At 71.3% G+C, this 24,073-nt stretch carries 24 protein-coding genes; 19 read left to right on the top strand and 5 right to left on the bottom strand.

What is annotated here, in order from left to right; translation table 11 throughout:
• Positions 1-54: 54 nt before the first annotated feature.
• Positions 55-1,143 (bottom strand): tubulin/FtsZ family protein, encoded by a 1,089-nt coding sequence (locus BLS11_RS11185; RefSeq protein WP_092537483.1) that lies wholly within the window; start codon positions 1,141-1,143, stop codon positions 55-57.
• 75 nt (positions 1,144-1,218) lie between these two features.
• On the opposite strand from BLS11_RS11185, the gene BLS11_RS11180 reads away from it, so the two are divergent.
• The 12 genes from BLS11_RS11180 (at position 1,219) to BLS11_RS11125 (ending at position 14,699) form a co-directional block, all read left to right on the top strand.
• Positions 1,219-1,764, top strand: a complete 546-nt coding sequence (locus BLS11_RS11180) for a DUF7310 family coiled-coil domain-containing protein (protein WP_175454437.1) — start codon at positions 1,219-1,221, stop codon at positions 1,762-1,764.
• Between the two features lies 1 nt (position 1,765).
• Positions 1,766-2,227 carry a DUF7311 family protein gene (locus tag BLS11_RS11175; protein WP_092537481.1) on the top strand — a complete coding sequence of 154 codons (462 nt, stop codon included), beginning with the start codon at positions 1,766-1,768 and terminating at the stop codon, positions 2,225-2,227.
• 56 nt (positions 2,228-2,283) lie between these two features.
• Positions 2,284-4,239, top strand: coding sequence for an ATPase, T2SS/T4P/T4SS family (locus BLS11_RS11170; RefSeq protein ID WP_092537479.1), 1,956 nt, complete (start codon positions 2,284-2,286; stop codon positions 4,237-4,239).
• Position 4,240: 1 nt separating this feature from the next.
• The gene (locus BLS11_RS11165; RefSeq protein WP_092537477.1) at positions 4,241-5,971 is read left to right on the top strand and encodes a type II secretion system protein; all 1,731 of its coding nucleotides are present in this window, start codon (positions 4,241-4,243) and stop codon (positions 5,969-5,971) included.
• A gap of 42 nt (positions 5,972-6,013) precedes the next feature.
• A complete protein-coding gene (locus BLS11_RS11160; protein ID WP_092537475.1) occupies positions 6,014-6,493 on the top strand; it encodes a DUF7283 family protein in 480 nt (159 codons plus the stop codon).
• Positions 6,471-6,881: a DUF7285 family protein gene (locus tag BLS11_RS11155; protein ID WP_092537473.1), complete on the top strand. Its 411-nt coding sequence runs from the start codon at positions 6,471-6,473 to the stop codon at positions 6,879-6,881. Before BLS11_RS11160 ends, BLS11_RS11155 begins: the two co-directional genes overlap by 23 nt.
• On the top strand, positions 6,878-7,750 hold the full coding sequence (locus tag BLS11_RS11150) for a DUF7284 family protein (protein ID WP_245698881.1): 873 nt from the start codon (positions 6,878-6,880) through the stop codon (positions 7,748-7,750). The genes BLS11_RS11155 and BLS11_RS11150 overlap by 4 nt, the downstream gene beginning before the upstream one ends.
• The gene (locus tag BLS11_RS11145) at positions 7,750-10,845 is read left to right on the top strand and encodes a DUF7286 family protein (RefSeq protein ID WP_092537469.1); all 3,096 of its coding nucleotides are present in this window, start codon (positions 7,750-7,752) and stop codon (positions 10,843-10,845) included. Before BLS11_RS11150 ends, BLS11_RS11145 begins: the two co-directional genes overlap by 1 nt.
• 80 nt (positions 10,846-10,925) lie before the next feature.
• Positions 10,926-11,357 (top strand): DUF5791 family protein, encoded by a 432-nt coding sequence (locus tag BLS11_RS11140; RefSeq protein ID WP_092537467.1) that lies wholly within the window; start codon positions 10,926-10,928, stop codon positions 11,355-11,357.
• On the top strand, positions 11,358-12,260 hold the full coding sequence (locus BLS11_RS11135) for an SDR family oxidoreductase (RefSeq protein WP_092537465.1): 903 nt from the start codon (positions 11,358-11,360) through the stop codon (positions 12,258-12,260).
• Positions 12,261-12,346: 86 nt separating this feature from the next.
• Positions 12,347-13,540 carry a DHH family phosphoesterase gene (locus BLS11_RS11130; RefSeq protein WP_092537462.1) on the top strand — a complete coding sequence of 398 codons (1,194 nt, stop codon included), beginning with the start codon at positions 12,347-12,349 and terminating at the stop codon, positions 13,538-13,540.
• A 64-nt stretch (positions 13,541-13,604) separates the two neighbouring features.
• Positions 13,605-14,699: an aldo/keto reductase gene (locus BLS11_RS11125; RefSeq protein WP_092537460.1), complete on the top strand. Its 1,095-nt coding sequence runs from the start codon at positions 13,605-13,607 to the stop codon at positions 14,697-14,699.
• On the opposite strand, the gene BLS11_RS19425 is transcribed toward BLS11_RS11125, so the two are convergent.
• Positions 14,700-14,870 carry an HVO_0758 family zinc finger protein gene (locus tag BLS11_RS19425; protein ID WP_175454436.1) on the bottom strand — a complete coding sequence of 57 codons (171 nt, stop codon included), beginning with the start codon at positions 14,868-14,870 and terminating at the stop codon, positions 14,700-14,702.
• A 175-nt stretch (positions 14,871-15,045) separates the two neighbouring features.
• Between BLS11_RS19425 and BLS11_RS11120 the strand changes: the two genes are divergently transcribed.
• From BLS11_RS11120 to BLS11_RS11095, 6 genes are all read left to right on the top strand, one after another.
• Entirely contained in the window at positions 15,046-16,242 is a 1,197-nt protein-coding gene (locus BLS11_RS11120) for an MFS transporter (RefSeq protein WP_092537458.1), read from the top strand.
• A 66-nt stretch (positions 16,243-16,308) separates the two neighbouring features.
• Positions 16,309-17,406: a glycosyltransferase family protein gene (locus BLS11_RS11115; protein ID WP_092537456.1), complete on the top strand. Its 1,098-nt coding sequence runs from the start codon at positions 16,309-16,311 to the stop codon at positions 17,404-17,406.
• Positions 17,403-17,948 (top strand): DUF7109 family protein, encoded by a 546-nt coding sequence (locus BLS11_RS11110; protein ID WP_092537454.1) that lies wholly within the window; start codon positions 17,403-17,405, stop codon positions 17,946-17,948. The genes BLS11_RS11115 and BLS11_RS11110 overlap by 4 nt, the downstream gene beginning before the upstream one ends.
• A gap of 77 nt (positions 17,949-18,025) precedes the next feature.
• On the top strand, positions 18,026-18,625 hold the full coding sequence (locus BLS11_RS11105) for an NUDIX hydrolase (protein ID WP_092537452.1): 600 nt from the start codon (positions 18,026-18,028) through the stop codon (positions 18,623-18,625).
• Positions 18,626-18,761: 136 nt separating this feature from the next.
• On the top strand, positions 18,762-19,544 hold the full coding sequence (locus BLS11_RS11100; RefSeq protein WP_092537450.1) for a DUF7388 family protein: 783 nt from the start codon (positions 18,762-18,764) through the stop codon (positions 19,542-19,544).
• 102 nt (positions 19,545-19,646) lie between these two features.
• The gene (locus BLS11_RS11095; RefSeq protein WP_092538576.1) at positions 19,647-20,846 is read left to right on the top strand and encodes an NAD(P)/FAD-dependent oxidoreductase; all 1,200 of its coding nucleotides are present in this window, start codon (positions 19,647-19,649) and stop codon (positions 20,844-20,846) included.
• Positions 20,847-20,850: 4 nt separating this feature from the next.
• On the opposite strand, the gene BLS11_RS11090 is transcribed toward BLS11_RS11095, so the two are convergent.
• From BLS11_RS11090 to BLS11_RS11085, 3 genes are all read right to left on the bottom strand, one after another.
• Entirely contained in the window at positions 20,851-21,396 is a 546-nt protein-coding gene (locus BLS11_RS11090) for an Hsp20/alpha crystallin family protein (protein WP_092537448.1), read from the bottom strand.
• Positions 21,393-21,551 (bottom strand): DUF7559 family protein, encoded by a 159-nt coding sequence (locus BLS11_RS19420; protein WP_175454435.1) that lies wholly within the window; start codon positions 21,549-21,551, stop codon positions 21,393-21,395. Before BLS11_RS19420 ends, BLS11_RS11090 begins: the two co-directional genes overlap by 4 nt.
• A gap of 101 nt (positions 21,552-21,652) precedes the next feature.
• The gene (locus BLS11_RS11085; protein ID WP_092537446.1) at positions 21,653-22,240 is read right to left on the bottom strand and encodes a GNAT family N-acetyltransferase; all 588 of its coding nucleotides are present in this window, start codon (positions 22,238-22,240) and stop codon (positions 21,653-21,655) included.
• A 105-nt stretch (positions 22,241-22,345) separates the two neighbouring features.
• Here BLS11_RS11085 and BLS11_RS11080 point away from each other — a divergent pair, with 105 nt between their 5' ends.
• A complete protein-coding gene (locus BLS11_RS11080; protein WP_092537444.1) occupies positions 22,346-24,073 on the top strand; it encodes a radical SAM protein in 1,728 nt (575 codons plus the stop codon).

Here is a 24,073-nt window from a genome sequence, read left to right as displayed (position 1 = left end):
CCGTTCTCCGCGGTAGAATCCGAAAAGTAGCCTCACGTGAAGCAGTACCGACGCTCAGAGCAGGTCTTCGAGCTCGTCGTTCCGCCACGCGTCCGCCGGGTCTTCCTGCTTTTCGGCTTCCTCCTCGGCTTCCTTCTGGGCCTCCTTCGCGCGCGCCATGAACTTCTCCAGTCGGTCGGAGCGTTCGACGCCGCCGAGCAGAATCAGCGACGCGATTCGGTCGCTGTCGAGGGGGAAGTCGCCGCCGCGGACCTGCAGGCTGCCCGTCTCCTCTTCGAGCCATCGCCGGGCGCGCTCGACGCCCTTGCGCGGAATCTTGTCGGGGACGCCCGCGACGACGAGAAGCGCCGCGTCGGCTTCGTTCGCCTCCGGCAGGCTCGTCCCCGTCATGAGCGCGCGACGGGTCGTGCTCATCACGGTGTTTATGTTCCCCTCCGCGTTTTCGGCGGACTCGCCAGAGGCGTACCCGAGCGCCGCGATGCCGCCGGAGCGGAGCGTGTTGATGACCTCCGAGGAGTCGACGACGCTCTCGCCGACGCCCTCGACGGCCTCGCCCGAAGCGAACAGCAGGCCGACCCGCTGGGCGATTTCGCGGTTGATTGCGTCGAACCCCTCGCCGAGGCTCTCGCCGGTGGCGCGGAACGCGTCGTTGTCGACGAGGAGCAGCGAGTCGGCTTCGCGCGCGACGGTCTTCAGCGACCGGCCGGCGTTCACCTGATACATCGCGCCCTCGTTTCGGCCGGGGAGGACGCCGAGGGCGTACACGGGCACGTCGTAGATGCGCTTGAGTTCCTTCACGAGGACCGGCGCGCCGCCGCTCCCGGTGCCGCCGCCGAGTCCGGCGACGACGAAGATGGCCTCCGCCTCGGCGGTGATTCGACCTTCGAGGGCGGCGAGCACCTCTTGTTTGTCCGACTGCATCACTTCCGCGCCGAGTTCGTTGTCGCCGCCGACGCCGTGACCCTTCACGCGGTCCTGTCCGATGAGGACCGTCTCGAACGGGAGTTCTTGGAGGTCTGCTTCTGCGGTGTTGACTCCGACGGCACCGAGGACGGCCCCGAAGCCCATTCGAGAGTCGAAGTCGGCCAGTTCCCGGGTGAGCTTGCCACCCGCCTGTCCGACGCCAATCAGGACGGTTTTCATACCCTTCGCTTGGGGCTGGACACCTTCAACCTTCCCCACCCGTAGTTTAAGTTGGATGACGTGACCAGTCGGCCCATGGCTCCGAACTCGACGCGCGGTACCGCCGAGCGACGCTCGACCGACCGACGGACGAACTCCGCCGATTTCGACGCGCTCGCCGCCCGTCTCGACGCCGTCGAACGAGCGGTGACCGGCGACGGCGACGGCGTCGACTCGCCGGCGACTGACACGTCCGCTCCGGCGGACGACGACGGGGAGACGACCGGCGCGCGCGTCGAAGACGCGGACGCCGACACGGCGGGGAGAGACGCCGAAATGGAGGCGCTTCGGGACCGAGTCGAGACGCTCGAAGCCGAACTCGACGCCGTACGCGGCCTCCTCGACGGCGTCCGCGCGGTGGACGAGTCGGTCGAACGCAAGGCCGACGCCGCCCTCGCGGCGATAGAACGGCTCGAATCGCCGGAGGCCGACGGCGACGAACTCGTCGTCGAACGCGTCCCCGTCGACGACCTGTCGGAGGCGGCGGACGAGGGGACGAGGGCTGACCGGACGGGAACGGACGCCTCCGACGCGGAGGAGGAGACTGACTCCCTCGCGGCGCGCCTCCGCGGGGCGCTCTGAGGTGATTCGGCTCCTCCTCGCGGCGACGCTCGCCGCCGCACTCCTCGCGGCGGCGCTTCCGGCCGTCGAGGACGCCCGCGCCGACCGCGCGGCGACGAATCTCGACGCCGACGCAGAGCGCATGGTCCGGGCCGTCGAATCGCTCGCGTACGGCGACGACCCGACGCTCTCGCTCTCGACGGCCCCGCGGCGGACGGTCCGTGTCAGCGTCCCCGCACGTTCGTGGACTGCCGCCGGCGTCTCGTACGTCGCCGTCGGCGGCAAACCGGGGGAGAGGGGGTCCCGGCCGGTTCTGACGTACGCCCTCTCCGGCGGCCGGGAGACGGTGCGGCGACTGTCGCTGCCGGTTCCACTGCGGACGCCCGACGGCCCTGTCGTCCTCCGCGGGTCGGGGTCGCACGCGCTCTCGTTCTCGCTTCTCTCCCGACCCGAGGGACCCGTCGTCGTCGTTCGACGGGCGTGAGAGGCGAGTCGAGTCCCCTCCCGAGGTTTATATACCGGGACGGGGCCAGCGACGCCATGCCGATCGATTTCGACGCCGATCTGAACCTCGTATCCGCCGTCACGGCGGGAGTCGGGGCGGTTCGCTCCGGAACGGACTCGGAAGACGACGCCTGTCGCTGCGACCCGCGATTCGAGACGCCCGCCGGACGGTCCGACCGACGGCGCGCGGAACTCGTCGTGGACGCCGACGACTGTCCCGGCGGCGGTGACCTCGCTTCGAGTCCCGACTGCCGCGCGACGGTCGTCGGCGCGTTGGCGACCCGCGACGCCGACGTCGTCCGAACCGTCGCGGACGGCGTCGGTCGGACGTACGAGGGCGACGCCGCGGGACTGCTCCTCGCGGCGGGCCGGTTCGTCGAACGCGTCGAGTTTCACGACGAATCGCTCGCCGCCCGCGCCCGGCGCGACCCACTCGGCGCGGCGCGTGAGGCGGCGGGACGCGCCGGGGCCGTCGGCCGAATCGTCGCCGAAACCGGTCTCGAAGAGGGGGCCGCGCGAGTGGACGGGTACGACGACGCGATTCGGCCCGCCGTCGGGCCGTCGGTCGCCCGTTCGCGCGTCACGCTTCGCCCGCCCGCCGGGGCGTCGCTCCTCGACCGCCGCGAACTCCCGTCCGGCGCGACCGTTCGCGCGTACGAGACGCCCGACGGAACGCTCTATCACCTCACGCCCGTCGCGCACGCTCTCGACCCCGCCGCGACGGCGACGCTCGAATCGGCGTACGACTGCCTCGCCAGAGGCGGAGTCGAGGGCGGTGACCGCGCACCGGGCCGCGCCGTCCGCCGCGTCGCGGACGACTCGACGCCCGTCGAGACGCTGACGGACGTGCTTCGGCGGTACACCCGCGGAAACGGCGTCCTCGACGACCTGTTCGCCGACCCGCGCGTCACGGACGTGGTGGCGTCGGCGCCGGTCGAGGAGAACCCGGTCCGGGTCACTCTCGACGGCGAACGGGTGCGGACGAACGTCCGACTCACCGCCGACGGCGCGGCCGCCCTCGCCTCGCGGTTCCGCCGCGCCAGCGGACGGGCGTTCTCGCGCGCGACGCCCGCACTCGACGCCTCGGTGACGCGCCCCGACGGGACGAAGGTTCGCGTCGCGGGCGTCACCGCGCCCGCCAGCGACGGTATCGGCTTCGCGTTCCGCGCACACGGCGACGACGCGTGGACGCTCCCGGGACTCGTCGCGGCGGGCACCCTCCCGGCCGACGCGGCGGCCCTCCTCTCTCTCGCCGCCGAACGCGGGGCGGCGGCGCTGGTGGCGGGGACGCGCGGAGCGGGGAAGACGACGCTTTTGGGGTCGCTACTCTGGGAACTCCCGGACGCGACGCGCCTCGTCACCGTCGAGGACACGCCGGAACTACCGGTCGAAGCGCTCCGGGAGGGCGGCCGCGACGTGCAACCGCTCACCGTCGAACTCGACGGCGGCGAGGGGTCGTTCTCGCCCGACGACGCTCTCAAGACGGCGCTCCGACTCGGCGACGGCGCTCTCGTCGTCGGCGAGGTGCGGGGCGAGGAGGCGGGGACGCTGTACGAGGCGATGCGCGTCGGCGCACACGGCAACGCCGTCCTCGGGACGATACACGGCGACTCCGCGGCGGCCGTCCGGGAGCGCGTCGTCTCCGACCTCGGCGTCGCCGAGTCGGCGTTCGGCGCGACGGACCTCGTGGTGACGTGCGCCCGCGACGGCCCCAGGAGGCGCGTCGCCGCCATCGAGGAGGTGCGAACCGGCGAGGAGGGCGTACGGTTCGAGACGCTCTACGAGTCGGACGCGGACGGACTCGACGCGACGGGCCGAATCGAACGCGGCGACAGCGCACTCGCGGCGTCGCTCGCGGAACCGGCCGAGACGTACGCCGACGTTCTCGACGCCCTCGACGAACGCGCGACGCACCTCGGCCGCCTCGCCGAGACGGACAGGACCCGCCCCGAAGACGTCCGGACCGCCTACCGCGAACGGGAGGTGAACTGACGTGGACGCAAGCGGCGACTCGACGGCGACGACGCTCGCACGAGAGCTAGCCCGGGCGTACCCGTGGCCGGTGTCGGTCGGCGACGACCTTCGGCGGTCGGCGGCGTTTCTCGGCGTCGACGTGGACGCCGAAACCGTCGTGCGGGCGGGGTACGTCGCCGCGGTTCCGGCGTCGCTGGTCGTCCTCGTCGCTTCGACGCTCCTCGCGCCGGCGTCTCCGGTCGTCACGCGACTCCTCCTCGCGGTGACGGCGGGTCTCGCGGCGACGCACGCGGTCCATCGACTCCCGGTCGGGATGGCGGCGCTCCGACGGACGCGCGCGCTGGGCGAGACGGCCGACCTCGTGGGGCGTGCCGCCCTCCGGATGCGACTCGAACCGACGCCCGAACGCGCCGCGCTCTTCGCCACGAGAACGGGCGACGGCCCCCTCTCCGAGAGCCTCGAATCCCACGTCCGGCGGGCGCGCGGCGCACCGGAGTCGGCGCTGGAGTCGTTCGCCGAGGAGTGGTCGCCGTGGTTCCCCGCCGTCGACCGTTCGGTCTCGCTTCTCCTCACCAGCGCCGACGCCGCGGAGGGCGAGCGGAGTCGGTCGCTGGACCGAGCGCTGGAGGCGGTTCTCGACGGGACGCACGACGAGATGGCCGACTTCGCGTCGACGGTTCGCGGGCCGACGACGGCGCTGTACGCCTTCGGCGTCCTGTTACCCCTCGCGTTGGTCGGCGTCCTCCCCGCCGCCCGCGCCGCGGGACTGACGCTCCCGACGAGCGCGTTCGTCTTCGCCTACAACGTCTTCCTGCCCCTCGTCGTCGTCGCGGCGAGCGCGTGGTTGCTCGTGCGCCGTCCCGTCGCCCTCCCGCCGCCGCGCGTCGGGAGCGACCACCCGGACGTGACCGCCGGTCCGCACCGCGGAGTACTCGCCGGGCTCGTCGGCGTCGCCGTCGGATGGGTCGGCGGCGGGGTGGTCGCCTCGTGGGCGTCGCCCGTCGCGGCGGCCGGATTCGGTCTCGGCGCGTCGCTGGCGGCCCACTACTATCCGATGGCCCGCGTCCGTCGCCGCGTCCGCGACGTGGAGTCCCGACTGGACGACGCCCTGTACCTCGTCGGCCGGCGCGTGGACGACGGAACGGCGGTCGAGACGGCCGTCGAAGACGCCGCCGATGACATCGACGGCGCGACGGGCGAGATGCTGTCTGACGCCGCCGGGGTTCGACGGCGACTCCGCGTCGGCGTTCGGGAGGCGTTCCTCGGCGAGTACGGCGCGCTCGCGGACGTTCCGAGCCCGCGAACGCGGGGTGCCGCCGCGCTTCTCGCCGTCGCCGCCACCGAAGGCCGACCGGCGGGCGGTGCTATCGTCGCCACCGCCGACCACCTCCGCGAACTCCGGCGCGTCGAACGCGAGGCGCGGCGACAGTTGTCCTCCGTGACCGGGACGCTCGCGAACACGGCGGCGTTCTTCGCGCCCCTCGTCGCGGGCGCGACGGTGGCGATGGCGGCGCGGATGGCCGAGACGGACCTCTCGCTTTCGGGCGAGGCGACGGCGCTCTCGACGGGGACGCTCGGCGTCTCGGTTGGCGCGTACGCGCTCTGTCTCGCCGGTCTGCTGACGATGCTCTCGACCGGACTCGACCGGGGGCTCGACCGAACGCTCGTCGGCTACCGCGTCGGTCTCGCTCTCTTGGCGGCGACGGGGGCGTACCTCGCCGCGTTCGCCGGCGCGTCGCTTCTGTTCTGATCCCTGCGAGACTTTATATACGGGCGGGCGGCCAGCACCCCCATGCTCGACGTTCCCCTCGACTCGTGGTACGCGTGGTTCGGACTGTCGCTTGCGAGTCTCGCACTCGTCGGCGCCGTCGCGGGTCTCCCGACGACGCCGCCGCCGAACGCGACGGACGCCGCGGAGACCGTAGACCGAGTGGCCGCCGCGGAGTACGACGCCACCGCCGAACATCCGCTCGACGCCGCTTCGGTCCGACTCGGCACTCGGCGCATCTCGCTGCGAAACGACGCCGGAACCGCGCACGCGACGTTCGGATTCGGCCCCGTAACGCCCGTCCCGACCGGCGATTCGCCGCTCCGAGCGGTCCTGCACGGCGCTCCGCCGGAGCGCGTCTTCGAGTCGAAGGCGGCGTTTCAGCAGGCTATCGTGGACGCACGCGTGGAGTCGGATACCGCGACGTGGCGCGACGTGGACCGCACGCTCATCGTTCGCCGCACCTCTTGGGAGGGAGTCGATGTCGTTCTCGTGGACGCGTGAGGGTCGCGAACGGGGGCAGGCGTCTCCGCTCGCCGCCCTCGTCGCCCTCTTCGCCGTCTGTACCGGCGTGAGCATCTACGTCGTCGCCCTCGGCGGGACCGCCGCCCTCGGCGACGACCGAACGTACGCGGACCCGACGCTCCACCGCGTCTCCGAGGAACTCGCGGACGGCGGCGTCGCCGACCCGTCTGCGCTCGGAACGGCGCAATCGGCGGCACCGGACGGACGCCGACTGAACGTCACGCTCACCGCGGGCGACCGGCGGTGGACGGCCGGTCCGACGCCGCCGAACGGGACGCCGACCGACGCGGCGAGTCGGACGACGAGCGTCCGCTTCGGTCCCGGGTCCGTCGTCCCCGGACGCCTCCGCGTGGCGGTGTGGCGATGAACGCCGCCGTCGACGCCGCGGTCTGTCTCCTCCTCGTCGGCGCGGCCGTCTTCGGCGTCACCGCCGTCTCCGACCCCGTCGAAACGGGAGATTCGACGCGCACGGACGCCGCCGCGGAGACGCTCGCGACGAGTACCGCGACGGTGGAGTATTCGCTTCGGCCGGGAACCGGCCCGGTGCGGGGCACCCCCGCCGCGTTCCCCCGCGAGAACGGGTCGGAGTTCCGCCGAACGACGCACGGGACGCTCGCGGGCCTCCTCGCGCGCGCCGCCGTCGCCACCGCCGGGTTCGGAAACGACTCGCTGACGGGCGCGCGGGACGACTTCCCGCGGGCCGTTCGCGGGGCGGTCACCGGCGCGTTCGAGGCGTCCTCGCTCCGCGTCGACGCGGTGTGGCGTCCCTACCCAGGTTCGACCGTCGGCGGACGGGTCGGCGTCGGGGCGAAACCGCCGTCGGCGGCGACGGTCCACGCCGCGACGCTGTCGGTACCGAGCGGCGTCGAACCGGTACCCTCGTCGGCGGCGGACGACTTCGGGACGCTCGCGTCGGCCGTCGCCGAGCGAACCGTCGAAGCGCTCGTCCCGCCCGAAGCCGCGTCGCTCGCGCTTCGGGGCGACTACCCCGTCTCGGCGCTGATGTGGCACCGATACGGCCGCCTCGGACACGAACTCGGCGTCCCCGTCGAACGGGACCTCCGCGCGGAGAACACGACGGCGCTGAACCGCCGCCTCGCCGACGCCCTCGCGCCCGCGGTGGAGGCGGACCTGCGCGACCGGTTCGAGTCGCCGGAGGCGGCGGCGGAGGCGGTCGAAGTCCACCGGGTCCGGGTCGTCGTTCGGACGTGGGAGTCCGACGGGAGGGCCGCCTGATGCGCCTCGCGGACGACAACCGCGGGCGCGTCCCGTTCGCCCTCGTCGGCGTCCTCCTCCTCGTGACGAGTTCGACGTACGGCGCGTCGCTCGCGACGGGGGGACCCAGCGCCGCCGACCGGACCGTCGACGAGTCGATGGACCGAATCGACGCCGAGACGACGACGGCGCTCCGAACCGCCGCCCACGACGCCGCACTCGCCGCCGCGCGCGACCCCGTGACCGACAACTCGACCACCGCCGTCGGCGAAGTGCTGGGGGAAAATCGGACGTTCCGTCGGTATCTCCGTCTCCGCATTTCGCTCGCCGCGGCGGAGTCGCTTCGCTCGGTCGAACACGAACGCGGCGACGTGGTTGCGAACGCCTCGTTGCCGACGCCGACGAGCAGCGCTTGTCGGGCCGCCGGACGCTGTCCGGCGACCCCGAAAAACGAGTCGTCGGTCCGCGAGGCGATACGTCGAGTCTCCGTCGCCAAGACGGCCAACGGAACCGCACTTCGCGTCACAGTCAGGAACGTCTCGCTGACGGCCCGACGCGACGGACGGATGGTCGCCGAGGAGTCGGTCACCCGGACGCTCACCGTAGCCGTCCCCGTCCTCGGACTCCACGACCGAACCGTCGATTACCAGCGTCGACTCGACGCAAATCCGCTCGAATCCCCGGGACTCGCCCGCCGGACGACGGCGGGACTCCTCGGCGTCGTGCAGGTGCGAGGGGCCGCCCAGTACGCCGGCGCGCCGATTCAGAACGTCCTCGCGAACCGGCACGTCGAACTCTCGACGAACGCCGGCCTCCTGACCGCCCAACGCGCCGCGTTCGGCCGGAGCGACCCCGACGCCCGCCGCGGCGTTCGGCGGGCGACCGCCCGAACCGGACTCACGGACGTTCTCACGCCCGTCGCGGGGAGCGACGGGGCGGCGTTCATCGCCGACGGCGTGACCGACGCCGCGGCGCCCCCAGAATCGGAGAACGCCACGATACCGACCGCCGCGCCGCCCTCGACGGACGAGACGCTCCGCGTCGACGTGGGCCGCACGGCCGACGAGGCGTTCGTCAAGTTCCTCCGCGGCGACGGGGAACGCGCGGGGTTCGAGACGATTCGCCGCGACGGCTACCGAGTGCGGGTGACGGTCCAGTCGGACGCGACGACGGTCCGAGACGGATCCCGTCCCGCGCCGGACGCCCCCGGAGAGGGGTGGGCGATGACCGGACAGGAGACGTCCCGCGAGACGCGCGTTGAATCGGCCGGTGGGACGGCGACTCGGCCGCGGACCGATTCGGGCGAACGCGTCTTCGACACCGCCGTCCGGCGCGTCGTGGTCGAGCACCGCGTCGAACGGACGTGGCGACACGCGAACCGCTCGTCCCGAAGTACGGATGCGACGTGGACCGACGCCTACCGAGTCGAGATGGCCGTCACCGGCTCGCTCGCATCGGTTCCGGGGCCGGAGCGACCGGTCGACCCGCTCTTCGAACGCGGCGGCGCAGTCGACGGGCCGAACCTTCGACAGGTACCCGACGCCGTCGGCGACGCCTTCGCCGAACGCGGCGGCGCGGACGCCGTCGCCCGCCGGGCGGTCGGCGGCGAGGAACCGGTCGTCACGACCGTCGACGGCCGACGCCCTGACGAACTCCGCGCGTGGGTGTACGACGACGTGGCGTCTCTCCGCGAGCGAGTTCGGAACGTCGCCGTCGAACCGCCCGCGCGGGCGGTCGCGACCGGCCGCGTCAACCCCGCGGCCCGGTTGGCGAGTGTCATCCGAGAGCGCCGCGCGTCGCTGGTGGCCGCCCCCGACTCCTACGATGGGGCGGCGGACCGCGTCCGCGTCGCGGCGCGGGCGGCCTACCTGAACCGACTCCTCGCGGCCCTCGACGAGCGAGCGAATCGGACCGCGGCCCGAAACGAGGGCATCGAGGAGGCCCTCGTCGACCGCGGTGTCGACGCCGAACGGGCGAACCGCATCGCGGCCAACCGCACGGTTCGGACGCCCGCCCGCCACGAGTACGGGAACGACTCGACGCTCGGCGGGTCGGCGGCGTTCGTTCCCGACGGCGACCCGGCGTACCTCTCCGTGAAGCCCGTCTCCGGCGACCGAGTGGACGGCGTCGGCGACGAAACGCGGTACTACCCCCTCGCGGCGCGCAACACCAACGTGTTCACGCTCCCGTACGGGGACGCCTCCGACGCGGTCGTCAACGCCCTCTTCGGGTCCGGCGAGTCGGTGTCGCTCCGGACGGCGGGGAAGGCGCTCACCGCCGCGAACCGGACGCTCGCGACCACCGACGACGAGACGCTGGCGGGTCGCCGCGACACGCTCCGACGGAAGACGGAGGACTCGCTCCGCGCCGTTCGCTCGCGGGCCGTCGAGACGTTGGGCGCGGAGACCGACCTCCCGAAGGACGACCGTCGCAGGGCGGTCAACGCCGCCTTTGATCGGTGGGAGGGGACCGGGCGACGCGCCGTCGCGGCGACGAACGGGTCGTTCGCGGCGGCCGTCGCCGCCGAAGTCGAACCGACTGACGCGACGGCCCGCGACCGGCTGGAGACGGCGCTTCGCGTCGATGTCGCCGCCGCGGCGACGGAGTCCGCCGTTCGCGTGCCGCAACGCGCCACCAACCGGACGGTGTCGCGGACGCGCAAAGTCGGGACGAAACTCCTGACGGATGCGGCGGGGCGCGGGACCGAACGCGCCGCCCAGAAGTACGCCTCCCTCGGCGGCACGCCCGCCGGCCTCCCCCTCTCGCCGACGCTGAACCCGTGGGTTGCGACGACGAACCTCTGGGTCGTGGAGGCCCGCGGCGAGTACGCTCGCTTCGCCGTATCCGCGGACCGCGGCGGCGAGACGCCGGTCACGTACGTCCGAGACGGGAGCGTCGTCGCCCTCGACGTGGACGGCGACGGCGTCAAGGAGACGCTCGGCCGGAGCGAACGCGTCGGGTTCGACGTGCGAACGGTCGTTCCCGTCGTCGTCCCGCCGGGGAGACTCGGCGTCGGCGACAAAGACGGCGACGCGGTCGAGAAATCGCCCGCGTGGGACGGTACGGAACCCGGCCCCGGATGCGAGACGCCGACCGGGCGGTGCCCGCGGGAGTGACGGTCGAAACGCGCGCGGACCCGGTGCAGGCGGACGCCGACAGGACAACGGTTTTGAGTGCGCGGCGGCGATTCGGTGGTATGCTCTACGACGCGGCGGACGACCCGGCGTCGCTCTCGACAGAGGAGTTGCGGGAAGCCTACGAGGCGCAGATACGGCGCGCCGTCGAACGCGTCGGCGTCGAGACGGCGGCAGAACGCACCGGCGTCGACGAGTCCGACGTCGCCGCCGTCGCTGACGGCCCCGCGCCGGAACTTCGCCTCGAAGACGCCGCCGAACTCGCCGCACTCGACGGCGACGCGCCGGACGCCGAGACCATCGTCCTCGAAGTCCGGGACCACCTCCTCTTGGGGATGACGACCGGCGTCCTCGACGTGGACACCATCGCCTCGAACGTTGACCTCGACCTCTCCGGACAGGAGATTCAGCAGGCCATCGAGGGCCGGTCGGCGATGACCCTCCACGAACTGGCGGCCATCCAACGCTACATCGAGGAGCGCAACGACCGATAGATGGCCCGCGTCGTCGTCCTCGGGTGCGGCTACGTCGGACTGGAACTCGGTCGGCAGTTGGCGGCCGACGGCCACGAGGTGACGGGCGTCCGACGCTCGGACTCGGGCCTCTCGGCCGTCGAAGACGCCGGCCTCGACGCCCGCCGCGCCGACGTGACCGACCCCGATAGCCTCCGCGACCTGCCGGACGCCGAGTGGGTGGTCTTCGCGGCGAGTTCGGGCGGGCGCGGCGCGGACGCCGCCCGGCGCGTCTTCGTCGAGGGGTTGGAGAACGCCATCGCCGAGTACGGCTCCCGGGAGTCGCCGCCGGACCGACTCGTCTACACCTCCTCGACCGGCGTCTACGGCGACCACGACGGCGACTGGGTCGACGAGGAGACGCCCGTCGACCCGACGACGGAGAAGACGGCGGTGCTCGCGGAGGCCGAACGCGTCGCCCGCGAGGCGGCGGCCGAGGCCGGCATCGACGGCACCGTCGCCCGGTTCGCCGGACTGTACGGCCCCGACCGCTACCGCCTCGAACGGTACCTGGACGGTCCGGTCACCGAGGGCTACCTCAACATGGTCCACCGCGACGACGCCGCCGGGGCGATAGCGTTCCTGCTCTCGGATGGTCTGGCCCGCGGCGAGGTGGTCCTCGTCGCCGACGACGAACCGGCCGAGAAGTGGGCGTTCGCGGACTGGTTGGCCGACGAGTGCGGCGTCTCCCGCCCGCCGAAGCGGACGAAGGAGGAACGCCTCGCGGAGGGTGACCTCTCGGAGGCGGCGAAACGGCGCATCCGGACGAGCAAGCGGTGTTCGAACGAGAAACTCCGGTCGCTCGGCTACGAGTTCCGGTACCCGACCTACCGGACGGGGTACCGCGAGGCCGTCGACCGCTACCGGACGGAGACCGGTGCGTAACGGTCGCGCGTCCGTCTCGGTGTCCGCCGGGCGAACGTCGTCGAAACGAGGGAATATTCTTCACCGTGGACTCTGAGATAGGACGTATGGGCGTGACGGCGGTGTCAGCACCCATTCAGGAGACGGGGCGGGTGCTCGATGGGATACAATCGGTGTTCGGGTCGCATCCGGGGTTAGTCGCGGCCCTCCTCGTGGGAGCGTTCGCTCTCGTCGGCGGCCTGTACGCCATCCTCTGGTTCAAGCGGCCGATGGGGACGAACTTCTTGGAGAAACTGTCGGGGTTAGACGAGGTGGTCGTCCTCATGCACCCCAACCCCGACCCGGACGCGATGGCGACGGCCATCGGGACCGCCTGCCTCGCAGAACAGGTCGACACCGAGGTGTGCATCCAGTACACCGGGCAGATACGCCACCAGGAGAACCGCGCGTTCGAGACGGTGTTGGACCTCGATTTAGAGCCGATAGACCACGTCACCGACCTCGCCGCCGAGGCGGTGATCCTCGTCGACCACAACCGCCCGCGCGGGTTCGCCGGGGCCGACGGCGTCCTCCCCTTCGCGGTCATCGACCACCACCCCGGCGAGGGGACGGGCGAACACTTCACCGACGTTCGGACCGACTACGGCGCCTGTTCCAGCATCGTCGCGGAGTACTTCCGCGACATCGGGGCGAAACCGGTCCCGCCGGACCGCCACGCGAGCGAAGTCGGCGCCGAGTACACCATCCCCTCGAACGTCGCCACCGGGATGCTGTACGGCATCCTCACCGACACGAAGCGCCTCACCTCGGGGTGTTCTGAGGGGGACTTCGAGGCGGCGGGCTACCTCTACCCCGGCGTCGACGAGGACGCACTCAACCGCATCGCAAACCCCGAAGTCTCCACGGAGGTGTTGGAACTGAAGGCCCGCGCCATCGCCGGACGCGACGTGCGCGGACCGTTCGCCGTCAGCGACATCGGGACGCTCTCGAACGTCGACGCCATCCCGCAGGCGGCGGACGAACTCATCCAACTGGAGGGCGTGACGGCCGTCGTCGTCTGCGGCGAACGCGACGGCACCGTCTACCTCTCCGGTCGGTCCCGCGACGACCGGGTGCACATGGGTCGGATGCTCGAACACGCACTCGACGACGTGCCGGGGTCCTCGGCGGGCGGGCACGCCCGCATGGGCGGCGGCCAGATTCCGCAACGCGGCGGCACCATCCAGACCGACGGCGGGTCCGACCTCGACCGGTCGATGCTGGTCGAGCGACTGTTCGACGCGCTGTCGGGCGACATCTGAGCGCTCCGACGGAGTCGAGTGCGGAGTCGCAGAGCGTTTACCCGCACGTCACGTAGCCGACACCATGGCGACGAAACAGGGGACGTGGGGGTACCGGGACCGGTTCGGCGACGCGTTCGGGCGGACGTACTTCCGTCGCTTCGGCCCGGGCGTCGCCTCCAGCATCGGCGTCGGTACCTACCTCGGCGACCCGACGGACGAGGCGGACGACCGGTACCGCGCGGCGGTGACGGCGGCCCTCGATGCGGGCGTCAACCTCGTCGATACGGCGATAAACTACCGCTGTCAGCGGAGCGAACGCGTCGTCGGCGAGGCCATCCGCGACGCCGACGCCGACAGGGAGGAAGTCGTCGTCGCCACCAAGGGCGGGTTCGTCCCGTTCGACGGCGAGAGGCCGGCCGACCCCGGCGCGTACGTCCGCGACGAGTTCGTCAGCGCCGGTCTGGTGGACGCTTCCGAACTCGCGCGCGGAAGCCACGCCATCGCGCCCGACTTCCTCTCGTCGTGTCTCGACCGGTCGCTCTCGAACCTCGAACTCGACGGCGTGGACCTCTACTACGTCCACAACCCCGAGACGCAGTTGACCGAACGGAGCCGAGCGGACGTGTACGACCAGTTGGAGGCGGCCTTCGAGATGCTCGAACGGCGGCGCGACGACGGCGACGTCGGCGCGTACGGCGTCGCCACGTGGAACGCCTTCCGCGTCCCGCGGGGCCACGACCAGTACCTCTCGCTGCCGGAAGTCGTCTCGCGGGCGGAGTCGGCCGCCGCCTCGGCGGGCGTCGAAGAGTGCGGGTTGGCGGCGATTCAGTTACCGTTCAACGTCACGATGGCCGACGCGTTCACCGTCGAGGCGCACCGCCACCCGACGGAGGACAGAGACGTGAGCGCGCTCTGGTACGCCCACGAGGCCGACCTCGACGTGGTGACGAGTGCGACGCTGGGTCAAGGAGAGTTAGCGGGAGGGATTCCGGCCGCCGTGGACGCGGAACTGGCCGGCGACACGGCGGCCCAACGGGCGGTCAACTTCGCTCGAAGCGCGCCGGGCGTCAAAACCGCCCTCGTCGGCACCGGGTCGGCCGACCACGTGGCCGAGAACGTCGCCGCCGGGACGTTCGACCCGATGGGCGCGCGGGCGTTCGACGCCGTCTTCGAGTGACTACCGCAGTTCTTTCCACTCGCTTCCGCACTCGGGACAGATGCGAACCGAGAACACCTCGTCCGGGTCGTTCTGCTTCTTCAGCGATTCCCCGCACTCACCGCACGTGAGCCGTCCGTACGTGTCTTTATCCAACTCCCCTGCCCGGAGCCCCTTCCGCGTCGATTTCATATCCGTCTCCGCGTTTGTAAGCGGTACATAAAAAGACCGCGGCGTTGCCACTCGTTCCCATACGTCCGGCGATGTACCGATAGCGGCCTCCTACGGGGGGTTTCCGAACACTTGAACTGTCCTGAAGCGAAGAGCGTCCGTGTCACGAGGACGGCTGTTCGGAACGCTCTGTTCTTTGGTGCTGTTGGTCAATCTGGCGCGGGTGGTGTTCGCACCGCTCTTAGAGGAACTCATCGACGTGTTCGCCATCGGCGAGGGCACCGCGGGCCTCATCGTCACCCTCGTGTGGGTGGGAAGCGCCCTCCTGCGCATCCCGACGGGGTGGCTCCTCACGCGGGTCCCCCGCCACAGGGTGGTCCTCGGAACCGGCGTCGTCCTCACCGCGGCGGCGACGTTCACCGCCTTCGCGGACTCCGTACTCACGGTGGCCGTCGGCGCACTGTCGATGGGACTCGCCTCCGGGGCGTACTTCGTCTCGGCGAATCCGCTGGTGAGCGAACTCTACCCCGCGCGCGTCGGGCGCGCGATGGGTATCCACGGCATGTCGAGCCAACTCGCCGCCGTCCTCGCCGCGCCGTTCGTCACGCTGGTCCTCGCCGTCTTCGTGAACTGGCGCGCCACGTTCGTCTGCATCGGCGTCGCCGCGTTCGTCGCCACCCTCGTGTTCTACCGGACCGCAGAGCGGGCGGACCTGCCGGAGGCGGGAGCGCGGGACAGGGACCTGTTCGGCGCGGCCCGGTCGGAGTGGCGCGTCGTCCTCGTCGGGGTGGCCATCATCGGCTGTACGGGGTTCGTCTGGCAGGGGCTGTTCAACTTCTACGAACTGTACATGGTGACGAAGGGGTTGGAGAGTTCGACGGCGAAGAACATGCTCACCGTCGTCTTCGCGGCGGGCGTCCCGGCGTTCTTCGTCTCCGGCCGCCTCGCCGACAGGCTTCCGCGCGTGCCGTACCTCCTCTCTATCCTCGTCGCGTTCGTCGCGGGCGTCCTCATACTCACGCGGACGACGGGGCTGATTCCGCTTGCCCTCGTCACGGCGTTCGTCGGCTACACCATCCACAGCCTGTTCCCGGCGCTCGATACGTACATGCTCGATACTCTCCCGGACGAGAACCGTTCGTCGGCGTACGCGGTGTACTCCGGCTGTATGATGGTCATTCAGGCCGGCGGGTCGTCCGTCGTCGGCGCGCTTCGAGAGGGGGAGGCGGCATACGAGTTCGTCGTCGCCGCGGCGTCGCACGTCCCCTTCCTCCCGGCGCTTCCGGCGGGAGGACTCGCCTACGACGCCATCTTCTCGACGTTCGCGCTCGGCCTCGCGGTGGTCGTCGGAACGCTCCTCGTCCTCCAGCGCGCCGGCAGACTCCCGCAGTAACGCGGGACGACCGGACGACTTGCGTCTCCTCGCCTTTTTTGGTCCGTCACTTCTCACCTCCGCCCGATGGAGTACGTTCAGGAGCGGGTGACGACGCTGCACGACCTCACGGGGCCGGTTCCGGACGCCCCGACGGACCGGACGGCCGTCGTCGTGCCGATGACCGAACGCGAGTACGCCGGACTCGCGGCCGAACGCGTGCTGGCGGAACTCGAACGCGTCGAACCGGCGCGGGTCGTCGTCCCCCTCCGCGCGCCCGCCGAGAAGGTGGGTCGGTTCCGGGACTGGCTGACGGAGTTCGACCTCCCGATAGAGGTGCTGTGGTGCGACGGCCCGCGGGTCGAGGAGGCCCTCGCGGAGCACGGACTCGACGGGTCGCGGGGGAAGGGCCGCGACGTCTGGTTGGCGCTGGGACGCGCCGCCGCCGAGAAGTTCGTCGTCGTCCACGACGCCGACACGAAGACGTACGACCGGTCGTACGTCGCCCGCCTGCTGTTCCCGCTCGCGCAGGGGTACGACTTCTCGAAGGGCTACTACGCCCGCGTCGAAGACGGGCGACTGTACGGTCGGCTCTTCCGACTGTTCTACGTCCCGCTGGTTCGGACGCTGGCGGACGCGCACGCCGCGCCGTTCCTCCGCTACCTCGACTCGTTCCGGTACGCGCTGGCGGGCGAGTTCGCCGCGACGAGCGACGTGGCCCGGCAGATTCGCGCGCCGCGTTCGTGGGGGTTGGAGGTCGGAACGCTCGGCGACGCGTTCGACGCCGCCGGCTTCGACGGCACGGCGCAGGTCGATTTAGGCGCGTACGAACACGACCACCGCGCCGTCGGCGGGCCGACCGGCCTCTCCGATATGAGCCGGTCCGTCGGCGAGACGCTCCTGCGGTGCGTCGCGGAGCGAGGGGTGACGCCCGACTTCGCCACGCTTCCGGCCCGCTACCGCGAGACGGCGCGCAACCTCATCGATCAGTACGCCGCCGACGCGGCGCTCAACGGCCTCCAGTTCGACCGCGACGGCGAACGGGAGCAGGTCGAGGTGTACGCCGACGCCGTCCGCGAACCGGGACCGGCGGACGACCGCCTGCCCGCCTGGGCGGAGACGGAGTTGGACCCCGACGCGGTCGCCGAACGCGCCCGCGCGGACCTCCGGGAGGTGGCGCAGTGACCGAACGCGAGGCGCTCTACGACGACCTCGCGGGCATCGTCGACCTGTTCGGCGCGCTCACCCGCGCGGAACTCGAACGGTCGCTCGACGAACTCGCGTTCAAACAGGGGCGCGACGCCGACGCCGACGCCCTCGCCGAGGCCGTAGACGGCGCGATTCGGGACTACTACCTCGTCGCGTTGGACGGCGAGTCCGCCAACGACGCCGCCGACGCCGCCGACGACGCCGAGTCGGAGGCGGAACTGCTCGCGGCCGGTCCGGTCGCGTTCCCTTCGCTCCCGCCGAACGCGGAGGACCTCCCGCACATCCTCGACGTGCCCGACCGGAACGTCGGCCGGGAGGCGGTCGCCGCCGCGGCGGCGGACCGACTGCGGGCGGAGGCGTCCGAGGCGGTGGCCGACGCCGACGGCGCGCCCGACGAGGCGACCCGCGAGCGACTCCGGACGCTCCTCGACGTGACGTACGACGTGGAGGCGTGGGCGGGCGAGGCGGCGGACGTCGGCGACGTGCGGGCGGACCTCGACGCCGCGTTGGACGGGTGAGCGGAGGAGCGCAGGGCGAATCGAGCGCGGCGGTCCCGGAGGGCTAAGGCTATAGGGTCTCGCCCGTTGGAACCGACATGGACCTCTCGCGGGTGTCGTCGCACGTTCCGGACGAGGTGACCGACGCGGGGCGGCAGGCGGCCGTCGTCGCGCCGGTCCTCGTTCGCGACGACGAGGACCACGTGCTGTTCACGAAGCGCGCAGACCACCTCGGCGAGCATCCCGGACAGATGAGTTTCCCCGGCGGCGGCCGCGAACCGAGCGACGACTGCCTCCGGGCGACTGCGCTCCGCGAGGCCGACGAGGAGATCGGCCTCCGCGACTCGGAGGTAGACTTCTTCGGCCGTCTCGACGACATCCGGACCGTCACCGACTACTCCGTGACGCCGTTCGTCGCGCGCGTCCCCGACAGGGAGTACGAACCGGACGAACGCGAAGTCGCCGAAATCGTCGCCTTGGCGGAGTCTGACCTCACCGACTACGCGAACTACGAGTCCGAGCACCGCGACCACCCCCACTACGGCCCCATCCGCCTGCACTTCTTCCGCGTGGACGGCTACACCGTCTGGGGCGCGACGGGCCGGATGCTCGTCCAACTGCTGGAACTCACCACGGACTGGAAGATGCCGCCGGAACCGGACCGCGTCGTCGACCCCGACGCCGACTACCCGGTGTGAGTCGGACGCCGCAATACGTGCCGCCGAGCGACAGGATTATCCCCGACCGAGAGGTACGAAGGCGTACATGGTCGCACAGACGATGGATCGCGTTCCGCGACGACGATAACCCCATTCTCGTGAGTAGTGATAGCAGATGTTAACCGGAGAGCGTAGCGTCTCGCAGACGGGCCTCGACGCGGTGGCCCTGAAGCCGAAAGAGTGCGACGTACTGGCGGGCCTCGACGTGCCCGTCGGAACCGTCGCGGTGGACTACGAGGGCAGAGACCACGTCCCCGACGCCGACGTTCTGCGGGAACTGGCCGACGAGAAGGAGGTCAGGCTGACGATACCCGTCCGCGCCGACGGGTTCGACCCCCTCGGCGACGACGCTCTCTGGGACGAGGTGCCCGACTCGGTGCGCCGCGTCCTCGTGGCGGGGCACTCGGCGTACCTCACCGAGGAGGAGTCCCGCCGCGCCGTCGCGCCGCGACTCGGCGCGGGCGTCGAACGCGCCCCCGAGGCGTGGGTCGGCACCGAGGGAATCGAGCGAATCGCCCTCGCCGTCGGCGGCACCCAGTACGAACTGCTCTCCCGAACGACCGGCCGTGACCTGCGCGCACTCCGCGCGGCGGGGTACGACGGCGAGGTGGCCGTCTACGCGCCGACCGTCCTCACCGACGACGAAGACGAGATACTCGACGCGGTGGGCGCGTACGCCGCCCGCAGACGCCCCGTCGCCGCCGCGTTGCCCGACGACGCGGCCACCGACGCCGCGGCGACGGGCCGGGCCCGCGACGTCCTCTCGAAGGCCGTCCGCGACTACGGCCTCGTCGGGTCCGTCGAGACGGTCCGCGAGCAGATATCGGAACTCAAAGACGCGGGCGCGGACGTCGTCGTCGGCTACCCCGCCCGCGGCGTCGAGGCGTTCACCGAGTAGCGACCGACTCGCCCCTCTGCGCTCCCTCTCTACCTCCCTTCTTTCTCTCCTTCCGCCCGCCGAGTCGCCGGACGCTAAGTGCCGCCGCGACGAGCGGTCGGTATGACCGATTCCGAGACCGGTTCCGACGCGCCGGACGGCGACCCGATGGCTCGACCGTTCGAGGTTCCCGACGGGACGGGGACGCGCGTCGCCGTCGTCGGCGCGGGTGCCGTCGGCCTCACCGCCGCCTCCGACCTCGCCCGCGCGGGCGCGTCGGTGACTGTGTTCGAACGCGGCGCGGAACCCGGTTCCGGGTCGTCCGGGCGCGCCGCGGGCATCCTCTACGACGCCTACGCCGAGGACGTGGACGTGCGGATGGCGGCGAGAGCGATGGCCCGGTTCCGCGCGTTCGCCTCCGCGGGCGGCGAGTTCGACGTCGAACCGTGCCCGTACGTCGCGTTGGCGCGCAAGGACGACGAATCGACCGGCGAGGCGATAGCGGAGGCGGCCGAACGGATGCGCGTCCACGGGCGCGACGTGACGACGACGGACGGGGCGGGCCTCCGAGACCGGTTCGGGGGTTCGCTCGCGACGGACGACGTGGGCACCGCCGTCGTCGCCGAGGACGCCGCGTGGGCGGACCCCTCGGCGTACGTCCGCGACGCGGCCGAACGGGCGCGCGACGCCGGCGTCGAGGTTCGAACGGGCGTCGAAGTCGGCGTCCGCGCCGACCCGCCGCGAGTCGTCGGAGGCGGGGCGTCCGAGGCGTTCGACGCCGTCCTCGTCGCCGCCGGGGCGCGGACGAACGCCGTCCTCGCCGAGGCGGGAATCGAGATAGCGATGAAGCCGTACCGCGTGCAGGCCCTCGTGAGTCGGCGTCCCTACGACGGCCCGATATGCTACGACGCCACCGCCCGGGCGTACTTCCGGCCGCACCCCTCGGGCTTGCTGGCGGGCGACGGCACGGAACTCGCGGAGGCAGACCCGGAGTCGTGGTCCCGCGAGGGCGACGAGACGTTCGTCTCGGAGGTGAGCGAGGTGCTCCGGTCCCGCGCGGACCACGACCCGCGGGTGGACCGCGCGTGGGCGGGCCTCTGCACCGCGACGCCGGACCGAAAACCGCTGCTCGGGGAGATTCGCGAGGGCGTCTTCGTCGCGACGGGGTGGCACGGCCACGGGTTCATGTGGGCGCCGGCCTCCGGCGAGGCGGTGGCGGCGGCGATGCTCGGCGCGCCCGCGGCGTCGATAGAACCGTACGACCCCCGCCGCTTCCGAGGCGACGAGGCGTTCGAGGTCGTAGAAGGGATGGCCGTCGAGTGACGGGCTACTCGTCTCGGTAGTCGGATTCGAGGGCGTCGCCGTCGCCGACCGTCTCGCCCTCGCTCTGGGAGACGGTCTCTTCGACGTCCGACATCTCGACGTCCGAGTCCCCGTCCGAGCCGAGTTCGTCCGTCTCCTCGCCCTCCTCGGTCACTTCCACGTCTCGGGCCTCGTCGTCCTTCGGGATGCGGACGCGGAGCGTCCCGTTGGACGCCAGCGTCGCCGTCGCGTCCGTCGCGTCTACGGACGCGCCGTCGGGCAGTTCCGCGGACCCGTCGAGCGACAGCCCGCGACCCGGGAAGCGCATGTCGAACCCCTCGTGGAAGTCGCGGAAGCGGTCGATTCGCACCTCGACTTCGCCGTCGAGGAACCGAACCTGCACGTCGCTCCGTTGTGCGCCGGGAGCGTCGAAGACGACGAGGTAGGCGTCGTCGGATTCGAGCACGTCGTACGGGAGGGGTTTGCGCTCCTGCACGCGCCCGACGCCGCGCCCGATGCGTTCGAGGACGCTCTTTGCGGCCGACTCGCCGAACTCCTTGAGTCCGCTCATAGTTGGATCTCTTCTAACGGTCGACTCTCCTGACAGTACGGACAGACGAAGTCCTCGACGCCCACGTCGTCAGGCATGTCGTACGTGTAGTGAAGTTCGAACATATCCATCTCGCAGTCCCCGTTCGTGCACTTCACTTCGAGGGTCGCAGGCATGGTCGAACGTTGTTCCGCCACGCTGATAAACACGCGGGCTTCGGCTCTCCGCGTCGGTTCCGGCGGTCGGTTCGGGCGGCCGGTTTCGGTCGCCCCGCCGGTCAGAACTCGTCGGACACCGACTCGACTTCCGAGAGGGGACGCGGCGGGTCGGGGTCCGCCGGCGGGTCGCGCAGTTCGAGTCGGTACCACCCCACGTCGCGCCACGCGCCCAGTTTGTAGCCCGCCGCGGGGAAGTCCGCGAGGTGTTCGAAGCCGTACGCCTCGTGGAACGCCTCGCTCTCGGGGTTCGGCAGGCCCAGAACCGCGAACGCAGAGACGTACCCCTGCCGCCGCAGGGCGTCGAACAGGCGGTCGTACAGTCGCCGCCCGACGCCGCCGCGGTGGTTCTCGGGGTCCACGTAGATGGACGTCTCGACGCTCCACTGGTAGGCCGGCCTGTCCCGCACCGCACTCGCGTACGCGTACCCGACGACCGACCCGTCGGACTCGAATACGTACCACGGGTACTCGTCGGCCTCGCGAGTCTTCCGGATCTTCTCGCGCAACTCCGCGGCGGACGGCGGTTCGAGGGTGAACGTCGCGGGCGTCTCCCGGACGAACGGCGCGTAGATGTCCCGAATCGCCTCGGCGTCGCCGGGTCGGACGGGTCGGATGCGCGTCGCGTCCGAATCCGACTCCTCGCTCATACGCGGGAAAGCGACGGCGCGGGCTAAACGTCTCCCGGTTCCGGCGCGTCGGAGGCGCGGGCGAAGGTAGTCACGGTTTTACGCGTTCGCCGCCTCTGCCCGGACATGACCGACCCGGCCGACATCTCCGTGACACTCGTCGACGGGTACGTGGACGAACCCGCGCACTTCGGCGTCCCCCCGTACATCTCGACGTACCCGCGCTTCACCGCGGGCGCTCTCGTGGACGCCGGCGTGCCCGAGGAGAGCGTCACCTACCACACCATCGACGAACTCCGCGAGGACCGCTCGAAGTGGGCCGACGTGGCCGACGCGGACCTGTTCGTCTACATCGGCGGCATGACCGTCCCCGGCAAGTACGTCGGCGGGACGCCCGCCGAACCCGACGAGGTCCGGAAACTCGCGTGGACGGCGGACGGAACGACGCTCATGGGCGGCCCCATCCGCTTCGGCGTCGGCGAGGAGAACGCCGGCGCACAGGAGATGGAACGGCAGAACCTCGACTACGACTTCCTCGCGATGGCCGACGTGGAGGCGGCGGCGTACGACTTGGTGGACAACGGCCTCGAAGGGTTCGACAACCGCTACCGCGACAACGAGGAACTGGACCGCTGGGCCGCGAAAGGCGCGTTCGTCGTCGAACAGCACCCGAACCACCCCGACTACCTCATCTGCGAGATGGAGACGTCCCGGGGCTGTGCCTACCGGTGTTCGTTCTGCACGGAACCGATGTACGGCAACCCGGCGTTCCGGTCGGCGGAGTCCGTCGTCAGGGAGGTAGAGAACCTCTCGAACCGCGGCGCGAAGCACTTCCGACTCGGGCGGCAGGCGGACATCCTCGCGTTCGGCGGCGACGGCGAAGCGCCGAACCCCGACGCCCTCCGCCGCCTCTACGGCGGCATCCGCGAGGTGGCCCCGAATCTGGAGACGCTCCACCTCGACAACATGAACCCCATCACGGTGGTGAAGTGGCCCGAGAAGTCCCGCGAGTGCATCCGCATCATCGCCGAACACAACACGCCGGGCGACACCGCCGCGTTCGGCCTCGAATCCGCAGACCCCGTCGTGCAGGAGGCGAACACGCTCAACGTCACCGCCGACCAGTGCTTCGAGGCGGTCAAGATAGTCAACGAGGAGGCCGGATGGCGTCCCGGCGAGTCGCCCGACGACGCGCCGACGCACGGCCCCGACGCGACGAACCGCCTGCCGAAACTCCTGCCCGGAATCAACCTGCTTCACGGCCTGAAGGCCGAACGCGAGGAGACGTTCGAGCACAACAAGCGGTTCCTCCACCGCGTCTACGACGCCGGGCTGATGGTCCGCCGCATCAACATCCGACAGGTGATGGCGTTCGAGGGCACCGAGATGGCCGAGGAGGGCGCGAACATCGCGAAGGAACACAAGAAACTGTTCAAGCAGTACAAAACGGAGGTCCGCGAGGAGATAGACCGGCCGATGCTCGAACGCCTCGCCCCCGCGGGGACGGTGCTCCCGAACGTCCACTTGGAGTACCACCAGGACGGCAAGACGTTCGGCCGCCAACTCGGCACCTACCCCCTCCTCGTCGGCATCCCGGGCGAACGAGAACTCGGACGGACCATCGACGTCTCCGTCGTGGACCACGGCTACCGGTCGGTGACGGGCGTGCCGCACCCCCTCGACCCGAACGAGGCGTCGATGGACGAACTGACTGCCATCCCCGGCATCGGCAAGCGAACGGCCGGCGACATACTCATCGACCGGCCGTACGCCTCGGCGGACGAGGTGAACGTCTCGGAGGTGGACTTCTCGAAGTTCACGGACGGGTATCCGGTCGAACGGCGCGCGGACTGA

This window comes from Halopelagius longus, assembly GCF_900100875.1.
GTDB lineage: Archaea > Halobacteriota > Halobacteria > Halobacteriales > Haloferacaceae > Halopelagius > Halopelagius longus.
The sequence above is the reverse complement of the archived record's forward strand: the minus strand, read 5'-3'. Positions and strand labels throughout refer to the sequence as shown.

Coding starts and splice junctions, on each gene's coding strand:
- BLS11_RS11185 (WP_092537483.1), bottom strand. CDS start 1,143: ATGAAAACCGTCCTGATTGGCGTCGGACAGGCGGGTGGCAAGCTCACC.
- BLS11_RS11180 (WP_175454437.1), top strand. CDS start 1,219: ATGGCTCCGAACTCGACGCGCGGTACCGCCGAGCGACGCTCGACCGAC.
- BLS11_RS11170 (WP_092537479.1), top strand. CDS start 2,284: ATGCCGATCGATTTCGACGCCGATCTGAACCTCGTATCCGCCGTCACG.
- BLS11_RS11160 (WP_092537475.1), top strand. CDS start 6,014: ATGCTCGACGTTCCCCTCGACTCGTGGTACGCGTGGTTCGGACTGTCG.
- BLS11_RS11155 (WP_092537473.1), top strand. CDS start 6,471: ATGTCGTTCTCGTGGACGCGTGAGGGTCGCGAACGGGGGCAGGCGTCT.
- BLS11_RS11150 (WP_245698881.1), top strand. CDS start 6,878: ATGAACGCCGCCGTCGACGCCGCGGTCTGTCTCCTCCTCGTCGGCGCG.
- BLS11_RS11145 (WP_092537469.1), top strand. CDS start 7,750: ATGCGCCTCGCGGACGACAACCGCGGGCGCGTCCCGTTCGCCCTCGTC.
- BLS11_RS11140 (WP_092537467.1), top strand. CDS start 10,926: ATGCTCTACGACGCGGCGGACGACCCGGCGTCGCTCTCGACAGAGGAG.
- BLS11_RS11135 (WP_092537465.1), top strand. CDS start 11,358: ATGGCCCGCGTCGTCGTCCTCGGGTGCGGCTACGTCGGACTGGAACTC.
- BLS11_RS11130 (WP_092537462.1), top strand. CDS start 12,347: ATGGGCGTGACGGCGGTGTCAGCACCCATTCAGGAGACGGGGCGGGTG.
- BLS11_RS11125 (WP_092537460.1), top strand. CDS start 13,605: ATGGCGACGAAACAGGGGACGTGGGGGTACCGGGACCGGTTCGGCGAC.
- BLS11_RS19425 (WP_175454436.1), bottom strand. CDS start 14,870: ATGAAATCGACGCGGAAGGGGCTCCGGGCAGGGGAGTTGGATAAAGAC.
- BLS11_RS11115 (WP_092537456.1), top strand. CDS start 16,309: ATGGAGTACGTTCAGGAGCGGGTGACGACGCTGCACGACCTCACGGGG.
- BLS11_RS11105 (WP_092537452.1), top strand. CDS start 18,026: ATGGACCTCTCGCGGGTGTCGTCGCACGTTCCGGACGAGGTGACCGAC.
- BLS11_RS11100 (WP_092537450.1), top strand. CDS start 18,762: ATGTTAACCGGAGAGCGTAGCGTCTCGCAGACGGGCCTCGACGCGGTG.
- BLS11_RS11095 (WP_092538576.1), top strand. CDS start 19,647: ATGACCGATTCCGAGACCGGTTCCGACGCGCCGGACGGCGACCCGATG.
- BLS11_RS11090 (WP_092537448.1), bottom strand. CDS start 21,396: ATGAGCGGACTCAAGGAGTTCGGCGAGTCGGCCGCAAAGAGCGTCCTC.
- BLS11_RS19420 (WP_175454435.1), bottom strand. CDS start 21,551: ATGCCTGCGACCCTCGAAGTGAAGTGCACGAACGGGGACTGCGAGATG.
- BLS11_RS11085 (WP_092537446.1), bottom strand. CDS start 22,240: ATGAGCGAGGAGTCGGATTCGGACGCGACGCGCATCCGACCCGTCCGA.
- BLS11_RS11080 (WP_092537444.1), top strand. CDS start 22,346: ATGACCGACCCGGCCGACATCTCCGTGACACTCGTCGACGGGTACGTG.